At 54.0% G+C, this 9481-nt stretch carries 9 protein-coding genes and 2 pseudogenes; 3 read left to right on the forward strand and 8 right to left on the reverse strand.

Features of this window, described 5'->3' with window-relative positions:
• The coding region (locus BFF42_RS04885) for an insA N-terminal domain protein (RefSeq protein WP_001645659.1) at positions 1-138 on the reverse strand (138 nt) is incomplete at its 3' end.
• 55 nt (positions 139-193) lie between these two features.
• Here BFF42_RS04885 and BFF42_RS04890 point away from each other — a divergent pair.
• Positions 194-298: pseudogene (locus tag BFF42_RS04890) on the forward strand (IS3 family transposase); the annotation flags it as partial.
• A 48-nt stretch (positions 299-346) separates the two neighbouring features.
• On the opposite strand, the gene BFF42_RS27195 reads toward BFF42_RS04890, so the two are convergent.
• From BFF42_RS27195 to kdpF, 7 genes and pseudogenes are all read right to left on the reverse strand, one after another.
• Positions 347-451, reverse strand: coding sequence for a leader peptide SpeFL (locus BFF42_RS27195; protein WP_211180488.1), 105 nt, complete (start codon positions 449-451; stop codon positions 347-349).
• 233 nt (positions 452-684) lie between these two features.
• Entirely contained in the window at positions 685-1362 is a 678-nt protein-coding gene (gene kdpE / locus BFF42_RS04895; protein WP_000186105.1) for a two-component system response regulator KdpE, read from the reverse strand.
• Positions 1359-4043, reverse strand: coding sequence for a two-component system sensor histidine kinase KdpD (gene kdpD / locus BFF42_RS04900; protein ID WP_012421468.1), 2685 nt, complete (start codon positions 4041-4043; stop codon positions 1359-1361). The genes kdpE and kdpD overlap by 4 nt, the downstream gene beginning before the upstream one ends.
• Positions 4036-4579 (reverse strand): annotated as a pseudogene (gene kdpC, locus BFF42_RS04905) (K(+)-transporting ATPase subunit C). The gene kdpD and the pseudogene kdpC overlap by 8 nt, the downstream one beginning before the upstream one ends.
• Positions 4580-4587: 8 nt before the next feature.
• Positions 4588-6636: a potassium-transporting ATPase subunit KdpB gene (gene kdpB, locus BFF42_RS04910; protein ID WP_000087962.1), complete on the reverse strand. Its 2049-nt coding sequence runs from the start codon at positions 6634-6636 to the stop codon at positions 4588-4590.
• 22 nt (positions 6637-6658) lie between these two features.
• The gene (gene kdpA / locus BFF42_RS04915; protein ID WP_039060050.1) at positions 6659-8332 is read right to left on the reverse strand and encodes a potassium-transporting ATPase subunit KdpA; all 1674 of its coding nucleotides are present in this window, start codon (positions 8330-8332) and stop codon (positions 6659-6661) included.
• Positions 8332-8421 (reverse strand): K(+)-transporting ATPase subunit F, encoded by a 90-nt coding sequence (gene kdpF, locus BFF42_RS04920; protein ID WP_001365534.1) that lies wholly within the window; start codon positions 8419-8421, stop codon positions 8332-8334. Before kdpF ends, kdpA begins: the two co-directional genes overlap by 1 nt.
• A 312-nt stretch (positions 8422-8733) precedes the next feature.
• Here kdpF and BFF42_RS04925 point away from each other — a divergent pair, with 312 nt between their 5' ends.
• Positions 8734-8940 carry a YbfA family protein gene (locus tag BFF42_RS04925; RefSeq protein ID WP_000424925.1) on the forward strand — a complete coding sequence of 69 codons (207 nt, stop codon included), beginning with the start codon at positions 8734-8736 and terminating at the stop codon, positions 8938-8940.
• 239 nt (positions 8941-9179) lie between these two features.
• The coding region (locus BFF42_RS04930) for a DUF6531 domain-containing protein (protein ID WP_073714351.1) at positions 9180-9481 on the forward strand (302 nt) is incomplete at its 3' end.

Here is a 9481-nt window from a genome sequence, read left to right on the forward strand (position 1 = left end):
GGTGTAAGTGAACTGTAGTTGCCATGTTTTACGGCAATGAGAGCAGAGATAGCGCTGATGTCCGGCAGTGCTTTTGCCGTTACGCACCACGCCTTCAGTAGCGGAGCAGGAAGGACATCTGATGGAAATGGAAGCCACGCAAGCACCTTAAAATCACCATCATACACTAAATCAGTAAGTTGGCAGCATTACCCGGGAATACATTGAGATTTTCTACAATCGTCAGCGTCGTCACTCTCGTCTGGGGAATATCTCCCCGGCAGCCTTCAGGGAAAAATATCATCAGATGGCTGCTTAAAAAAAGAACAAATGGTAGTGTCCGCTATTGCCAGTACACCTCAGTAGACTAACGGGCATTGAAGAAGTGAAAGTCGAAGCTATTGCGATGAGCAAACTTCATAATATGAGTTGTCCGCCTTATATGGGGCATAGTGCGGCTGTTATTTTCCATTTAATTTACCTTTCCTGATGTGAATGAAGGTGAAGATATTCTATCCAGGAAATACGGTTGAACTGTGAAGGTGATCAATAAAAAATGTTCAATCTTAATTTATTTAATGATGAGCTTTTTACTCAGTAATATAAAATATTGAATTGTTATTTTTGTGTGTTGTTTAAGATAAAAAGCCGTATTTATTATTACGGCTTTAATTAATAAAAGGCAGGCTGTATTAAAATTAATATTCAAAGCATAAACCGATAGCCAATACTGGTTTCAGTAATGAAATGGCGTGGGCGGGCGGGATCCTGTTCCAGTTTTTGTCGCAGATGTCCCATATAAATACGCAAATAGTGACTGTGTTCGACCGCGTTTGGCCCCCACACCTGGTTAAGGAGCTGGCGCTGGGTGAGTACTTTTCCGGCATTGTTGAGCAGCACCGCCAGCAGGTGGAACTCAATTGGTGTGAGATGCACCTCTTCCTCACCCCGGTGAATCACGCGGGCGGCTAAATCGACGGTAACATCGGAATATTTCACCAGCGGATCGGGCGCGGCGGTGGCGGAGTGGCGGCGTAAAGCGACGCGCAGACGGGCCTGCAATTCGCCAATGCCAAACGGCTTACTCAGATAATCATCCGCTCCGGCATCCAGCGCGGCGATTTTGTCGCTCTCTTCGCTGCGTGCGGAAAGCACAATCACCGGCACCGCGCTCCACTGGCGCAGGTCGCGGATAAACTCAATCCCATCACCATCGGGCAGGCCGAGATCGAGAATAATCAAATCTGGCTTACGGGTAGCCGCTTCCAGCAAGCCGCGTTGCAGCGTTTCGGCCTCATAGACGCGCATCCCGTCGCCCTCCAGCGCCGTGCGCAGAAAGCGACGAATAGCCTGTTCATCTTCAACAATCAGAACGTTTGTCACATATCCTCATGAAATTCTTCAAGTTCAGGGGCAGTTTGCTGGGGAAGTGTAACACGAAAACAGGCACCACCTTCCGGTCGGTTGAACGCGGTAATAGTGCCCCCGTGTACATCCACTATCGCCCGACAAATTGCCAGTCCAAGCCCTACCCCCGGTACTGCCGACTCTTTATTCCCGCGAGCAAACTTATCAAATATCGTCTGCTCCTGGCCTGGCGGAAGACCGGGGCCGTTATCCCAGACATCCAGTTGTAGATTTTCGCCCTCAACGTGGGCATCGATACCAATTTCGGCCTGCGCACCCGCATATTTCACCGCGTTCTCCAGCAGATTAATCAGCACCCGTTCAAAGAGTGGCCCGTCAACGTGGATTAAGGTCAGCGGTTCTGGCAGAGAAAGATTGATGGGCGACGATAAACCCGGTTCCAGCATTTGCAGCGCGCTACCGACCACTTCTTCCAGCGTTAACCACTCTTTCTTCAAATTAAAGCCGCCGGACTGAATTCGCGCCATATCCAGTAGATTATTCACCAGTCGGGTAGTGTTCAGCACATGCTGACGAATCTCGCTGGCCTGGCGGGCGTGGGGCGATCCTTCGCTTGCCAGATCGAGCGTTAAGATTTCTGCCTGACCGAACAGCACCGTGAGCGGCGTGCGTAAATCATGCGAAAGCGCTGCCAGCAGGGCGTTGCGGATCTGTTCACGTTCGCTTGCCATCCGCGCCTGTTCTTCGCTGGCGGTTAGCGTCAGCCGCTCAAGGGCATTGGCGACTAACAGCGTAAACGTCTCCAGCAGGCGCTGCTGTTCCGGGATCATCAACTGGCGCAGATTCCCCGGCTCCACCACCACCAGCCCGTAGGTTTTCTCGCCGCTTTTTAGCGGCAAAATCTGGTACGGTACACCGGGTAACGTGTCGGTGCCCGCGCCCGCAGGCAGGCCTTTATCAAAACTCCACTGCGCGATGGTATCGTCCCATGGCGTCATTCCTTGCGGATGTGTTAACGGCTGCAATTTACCGTTGTCATCGGGCAACAACACCTGACTGCGGGCATGAAACGTGGAGGCAATAAATTGTTCGATGGTGGCGGCGATGTCCTGCGGACTGCGGCCCACCGCCAGAGCTTTCGACATTTCATATAAGTGCCGTGTGCGTTGCTCGCGGTAACGGGCTACCCGCGCCTGATAACGCACGCCAGCAGTAAGGTTCCCGATCACCAGCCCGACGGTTAACATCACTGCGAAGGTCAGCAGATATTGCACATCAGAGACGGCGAGCGTGCCGCGTGGGGCGATAAAAAAGAGATCGAAACTCACCACATTAATGACGGTAGCAACCACCGAAGGCCAGCGTCCATAAAATAGCGCCACCACCACCACGCCAAGCAGATACAGCATCACCAGGTTGGCGGCATCAAACGCCATCAGCCACTGCATGGCAATTAAAGTGATAACGGCGCATAACGCGGCGGCAACCACGCATCCCTGAATCTGTACCCGCCACTTGTCTTTAAAAGAGCGGCTATCCGGCGCGTTGTTAATCGTGCGGGCGGGTGGTTCATCAAGCGCGACCAGCACCTGATCGAGATCGGGGGCGATGCGCGCCAGTCGGTCAGCAAACGTTTCCCGACGCCACCAGCGGCGCGAGGCCGGGCGACCGAGAATAATCTTGCCGAGATTATGTTCACGGGCATAACGCACTACTGCTTTTTCTTCCGCTGGATCAGAAAGTGTTGCCGTCTCCGCGCCCAGCTCCTGCGCCAGACGTAAGGCGCTGAGAATTGCCCGACGTTTTTTTTCCGGTAAGCGGTGCAGGGCAGGGGTTTCAACATACACCGCGTGCCAGACTCTACCCAGCCGTGACGCCAGCCGCGCCGCCGCGCGGACCAGCTTCTCACTACCGGTGTTATGGCCGATGCATAAAAGGATCGCGTCGCGCGTGTGCCAGACTTTCTCTTCGCCAGGATGCCCCCGCCAGGCGCGCATTTGCTCATCAACGCGATCGGCAGTACGGCGCAGTGCCAGTTCGCGCAGGGCGATCAGATTGCCTTTGCGGAAAAAATGTTCAATGGCGCGCTCCGCCTGCCCGGCAATATAGGCTTTGCCTTCTTTCAGCCGCTGGCGCAGATCGTCCGGGGGCAAGTCCACCAGAACCACGTCGTCGGCGGCATCGAAAAAAGGATCGGGCACGGTTTCCCGTACCTGAATTCCGGTGACGCCGCTGACCACATCATTCAGACTTTCCAGATGCTGAACGTTGACGGTAGTGAAAACATCAATGCCTGCTTCCTGCAGCTCTTCGATGTCCTGCCAGCGTTTAGGGTGACGAGAACCTAGCGCATTACTGTGCGCCAGTTCGTCCATTAAGATCAGCGCCGGACGGCGGGCGAGGGCGGCATCGAGGTCAAACTCGCAGATGTGCCGCCCACGGTACGCCAGGCGTTTTGGCGGCAGAACAGCCAGCCCTTCCAGCATTGCGGCGGTATCTTTTCGCCCGTGGGTTTCTACCACGCCAACCACAATATCCAGCCCTTGCGCCCGCAGTCGCTGGGCTTCTGCCAGCATCGCCCAGGTCTTCCCGACGCCTGCACAGGCACCGAAGAAAACTTTCAGCTTCCCCCGATGCGGCGCGGCAGTTTGTTCCAGCAGACGATCGGGGTCGGGACGTAAGGGTTCGTTATTCATCAAGCTTATCCAGCGCCAGATTGAGTTCGACAATGTTGACGACCGGCTGGCCGATATATTTCACCAGCGGTTGTTGGCTGTATTTTGCGATCAGCTGCGTGAGCTGTTCAACGCTGAGATTACGCGCTTTCGCGATGCGTGGGATCTGCCAGGCCGCCGCTTGCGGGGTGATATTATTGTCCAGCCCGCTTGCCGATGCCGTCACCAGTTCAACCGGAACGTTCGTACTGGCATCCGGGTTAGCGGCCCGTAATGCAGCAACGCGTGCGGCTATTTGTTTATCCAGCTCAGGGTTACTGACCGCCAGATTGCTCCCGCCAGAAGCCTGTGGATTATAGGGCATTTCTGCCGTTGCTGGTAAAATTCTGCCCGATTAATGCCGAACCCCGCACCGTATCACCTTCACGAATCAACGAACCGTTGGCCTGCCAGGGAAACCACCATTGCCCCAGCACGGTGGTCAGCAGCGGGTAAACGCCGCCAGTAATCAATAACAGAAAGATAAATGTCGATAATGCCGGACGTAAGCCACGCATGGTAAACCTCACACCAGACCGCAAACGGTCAGCAGTAAATCAATGACTTTGATACCAATAAACGGCACCAGCAGCCCACCCAGACCGTAAATCCATAAGTTACGGCGCAACATGGCAGAAGCGGTAAGCGGTTTATAACTCACGCCTTTTAACGCCAGAGGAATCAAAAAGACGATAATCAAGGCGTTGAAAATGACTGCACTGAGAATGGCGGAGTCGGGCGAATGCAGGCGCATGATGTTCAGCGCATTTAACTGCGGATACGTTGCCGCGAACGCCGCCGGAATAATGGCGAAGTATTTCGCCACATCGTTGGCAATGCTGAAGGTGGTCAGCGAGCCACGGGTCATCAGCATCTGTTTGCCAATATGCACCACCTCGATCAACTTGGTCGGGTTAGAGTCGAGAGCGACCATATTGCCCGCCTCTTTCGCCGCCTGGGTGCCGGAGTTCATCGCCACCGCGACATCTGCTTGCGCCAGCGCCGGAGCATCGTTGGTGCCGTCGCCGGTCATCGCCACCAAACGGCTTTCCGCCTGATACTGACGAATCAATGCCAGCTTGGCCTCCGGTGTCGCTTCGGCGAGAAAATCATCGACGCCCGCTTCCGCAGCAATGGCGGCGGCAGTCAGACGGTTATCGCCGGTAATCATCACCGTTTTAATGTCCATTTTGCGCAGCTGGGCGAAGCGCTCTTTAATACCGCCTTTGACGATATCTTTCAGCGCAATAACGCCCAGCACACGGGAACCTTCCACCACCACCAGCGGCGTGGCCCCCTGACGCGCAACCTGATCGACTTTTTGATCAACATCGGCAGGGAAGTGACCGCCGTTAGCCTCAACATGGCGGCGAATGGCATCGACAGAACCTTTACGGATCATGCGGTTGTCGATGTTGATCCCGCTCATCCGGCTTTGCGCAGTAAACGGTACAAAGGTGGCATGGAGCGACTGCACATCGCGCTCGCGCAGGTTAAAACGTTGCTTGGCGAGGATCACAATACTGCGGCCTTCCGGCGTTTCATCAGCCAGCGAAGCCAGTTGTGCGGCGTCAGCCAGCGTTTTTTCATCCACGCCCTGCGCAGGGATAAACTCCGACGCCTGACGGTTACCGAGTGTGATGGTGCCGGTTTTATCCAGTAGCAGAACGTCAACGTCACCTGCCGCTTCAACTGCACGTCCGCTGGTGGCAATCACATTCGCGCCCAGCATCCGACTCATCCCGGCGACGCCGATCGCTGACAACAGGCCGCCAATAGTGGTTGGGATCAGACAGACCAGCAGCGCCACCAGTACCGTTACACTCACTGCATTACCGCCCCACGCGGAAAACGGCCACAGCGTGGCGGTTGCCAGTAAAAAGACGATGGTCAGAGCAATCAGCAGGATAGTCAGGGCAATCTCGTTCGGTGTTTTGCGTCGCTGTGCGCCTTCCACCATCGCGATCATCCGATCCAGAAATGTCTCACCGGGGTTAACGCTACACTCAATCACCAGCCAGTCAGAAAGAATACGCGTGCCGCCGGTGACGGAGGCAAAATCGCCGCCGGATTCACGGATCACCGGTGCCGATTCCCCGGTGATGGCGCTTTCATCGACCGATGCGCCGCCTTCAATGACTTCACCATCGCAGGGGATAATATCGCCAGCTTCTACCAGCACGATGTCACCTTTACGCAGTTGATCGGCAGGAACTTTGTCCGCCGCAGCGCCATATTTCGGCTCACGCAGCTTGCGGGCAAAGGCAGTTTTTTTCACCCCTTTAAGACTGTTGGCCTGCGCTTTACTGCGGCCTTCTGCCAGCGCCTCGGCGAAATTAGCGAACAGTACGGTGACCCACAGCCAGCCGCTAATTGCCGCGCTAAACAGCGCATTGCCAGGCATCGCACCGCTTGCCATCGCGATGCTAATACAGGTGGTCAGCAGACTGCCGATCCAGACGATAAACATCACCGGATTGCGCCATTGCGCCTGCGGGTTTAATTTTTTCACCGCTTCTTTCAGCGCCTGAACGACAAGTGTTGGTTCGAATAGCGCCAGTTGTTTACGACTCATATTCAGTGCTCACTCAATATCATCAGGAGAGATATTCCGCCACCGGACCAAGCGCCAGGGCAGGGATAAAGGTCAGTGCGCCAACCAGCAACACGGTGCCGATTAACAGGCCAACAAACAGCGGGCCGTGCGTTGGCAGCGTGCCGGAGCTGGCGGGTTGGCTCTTTTTACTCACCAGCGAACCGGCAATTGCCATCACCGGGATAATCACCCCGAAGCGACCGACAAACATGCAGAACGCCAGTAAACAGTTCCAGAACGGAGAGTTGGCGCTTAATCCGGCAAAGGCGCTGCCGTTGTTGTTAGCGGCGGACGACACGGCGTACAGCACTTCGCTAAAACCATGCGGGCCAGGGTTAAGCATGGCGCTACGTCCGGCGTCGGTCATCATCGCCAACGCCGCGCCCATCAGTACCAGTGTTGGAGTAACCAGAATCGCCAGTGCAGTCAGTTTCATCTCGCGTACGTCGATTTTTTTACCCAGATATTCCGGTGTACGACCAATCATCAGCCCGGCAATAAACACCGCCAGCAGGACAAACAGCATCATGCCGTAAAGACCAGAACCGACACCGCCGAACACCACTTCACCAATTTGCATTAGCCACATCGGCACCATGCCGCCGAGAGCGGTAAACGAATCATGCATCGCAATCACCGCGCCACAGGACGCCGCCGTAGTCACGACCGCAAACAGGCTACTGACCAGCACGCCGAAACGGCTCTCTTTACCTTCCATATTGATGCTGCTGTCTGCGCCGAGCGCCAGCAGATGAGGATTACCCTGAACTTCTGCCCACATAACCACGCCTACGCAGATGACAAAAATCACTGACATCGCCCACAGCAACATGCGCCCCTGGCGGCGATCGCCCGTCACTTCACCAAAGGCAAAGCACAGAGCTGTTGGGATCAAGAAGATCGCCAGCATCTGCACGAAGTTGGTCAGTGCGGTTGGGTTTTCAAACGGATGCGACGAGTTGGCATTAAAGAAGCCACCGCCGTTAGTACCGAGCATCTTGATCGCTTCCTGAGAAGCTACTGGTCCCATGGGTAACAGCTGTTGCGCTCCTTCAACGGTATTCACTGCCTGATAGGGCAGAAAGTTTTGCAGCGCACCTTGTTGAATAAGAAACAGTGCGATCAACAACGCCACAGGGACTAGCACCCATAACGTGATGCGTAGCAGATCGACCCAGGCATTCCCGAGTGTGCTCATGCTCTGGCGAGTAAACGCACGGATGAAGGCAAAAATCACCGCAATCCCGCTGGCGGCAGAAAGAAAGTTTTGTACCGTTAAGCCTGCCATCTGGCTGAAATAGCTCAACGTGGTTTCACCGCTATAAGATTGCCAGTTGGTATTCGTGACAAAGTTGACGGCGGTATTCAGCGCCAGATCCCACGACAGCCCCGGCAACTGCTGTGGATTAAGCGGCAGATAGTGCTGACCGAGCAACATAAAAAACAGCACCGCCAGCCCCAGCATGTTCAGGCCGAGAATGGCACAAAGATATTGCTTCCAGTTCATCTCATGGTCAGAGACGCCAGGTAAACGAAAGAGTATACGTTCAACGCCCGCTGTACTTGGAAGAGGAATGTCATTAATCAGCCGCGCCAGCCCGCTGCCTAAAGGACGCGCCAGCACCATTAATACCAGTAAAAACGTGGCAATCAGTAAGAACCCTTGCGCAGCCATCAGAACGCCTCCGCATTGATCAGGGCATAAACCAAATAACCCAGTAATAAAAACACCAGCAACACGCCGGCTATCACGCCTGCACTCACAGTGCACCTCCAGTGGCCTAAAAGTGATACCGGAAGAGTAGAATTCTGGCTGCAAAGATTTCGCAAAAATCTGCGGGCGGGGTGTAAAAAAAGTATAAAAATGGCAAAAGCCATGATTTAACTAATGTTTAGCATTAATTTAACTTTTGTGTAACTTAATTACAGAGTGAATGTAAATAAACCATCAATAAGCAAAAATAAGTGGTCGGATGAGTAGTAAAATTACACAAAAGGCAGTACTATTTTCATCAGATAAACAAATTCATTTTTCCGGTGCTATTCACCGGGTAGATACAAAAGGGGGAGAAAAGTATGGAACTCTACAGAGAATATCCTGCATGGCTTATCTTTTTACGCCGTACATATGCGGTTGCAGCGGGCGTTCTGGCGCTGCCTTTCATGCTTTTCTGGAAAGACCGCGCCCGCTTTTACAGCTACCTGCACCGCGTCTGGTCGAAAACCAGCGATAAACCGGTTTGGATGGAACAGGCCGAAAAGGCAACCGGTGATTTTTACTGATTGCCGAGTTTTGAATACATTGAAAACCGCTAGTGGAGATGCTGGCGGTTTTTTTATTAGGAAGATGTTCAGGTAAATATTTAGATATGGTATTACCCAGCTGAAATATATTCAGGAAAAATATATAAATATTTTCCTAATTGTTTCTATCTGATGGATATCTCACTTAAGGCTTTCTTATAAATCTGTAGGGTTTTGCCTGTCAGCAGACAAATAACCCGATAAAACAAGGATGAGAAATGAGCGGAAAACCGGCAGCGCGTCAGGGCGACATGACGCAGTATGGCGGTAGCATTGTTCAGGGTTCAGCCGGAGTGCGCATTGGTGCCCCCACCGGCGTGGCCTGTTCGGTGTGCCCCGGCGAAGTGACGTCCGGCCATCCGGTCAATCCCCTGCTCGGTGCAAAGGTCCTTCCCGGTGAAACCGACATCGCCCTGCCCGGCCCGCTGCCGTTCATCCTCTCCCGCACCTACAGCAGTTACCGGACAAAAACGCCCGCGCCGGTGGGGAGCCTCGGCCCCGGCTGGAAAATGCCTGCGGA

The sequence above is a fragment of the Shigella sp. FC1661 genome (genome assembly GCF_001712525.1).
GTDB classification, from domain to species: domain Bacteria; phylum Pseudomonadota; class Gammaproteobacteria; order Enterobacterales; family Enterobacteriaceae; genus Escherichia; species Escherichia coli.

Excerpts from the sequence above, each read along its gene's own strand:
- kdpD (WP_012421468.1), bottom strand. The coding sequence starts at position 4,043 with ATGAATAACGAACCCTTACGTCCCGACCCCGATCGTCTGCTGGAACAA.
- kdpA (WP_039060050.1), bottom strand. The coding sequence starts at position 8,332 with ATGGCTGCGCAAGGGTTCTTACTGATTGCCACGTTTTTACTGGTATTA.
- BFF42_RS04925 (WP_000424925.1), top strand. The coding sequence starts at position 8,734 with ATGGAACTCTACAGAGAATATCCTGCATGGCTTATCTTTTTACGCCGT.
- kdpB (WP_000087962.1), bottom strand. The coding sequence starts at position 6,636 with ATGAGTCGTAAACAACTGGCGCTATTCGAACCAACACTTGTCGTTCAG.
- BFF42_RS27195 (WP_211180488.1), bottom strand. The coding sequence starts at position 451 with ATGGAAAATAACAGCCGCACTATGCCCCATATAAGGCGGACAACTCAT.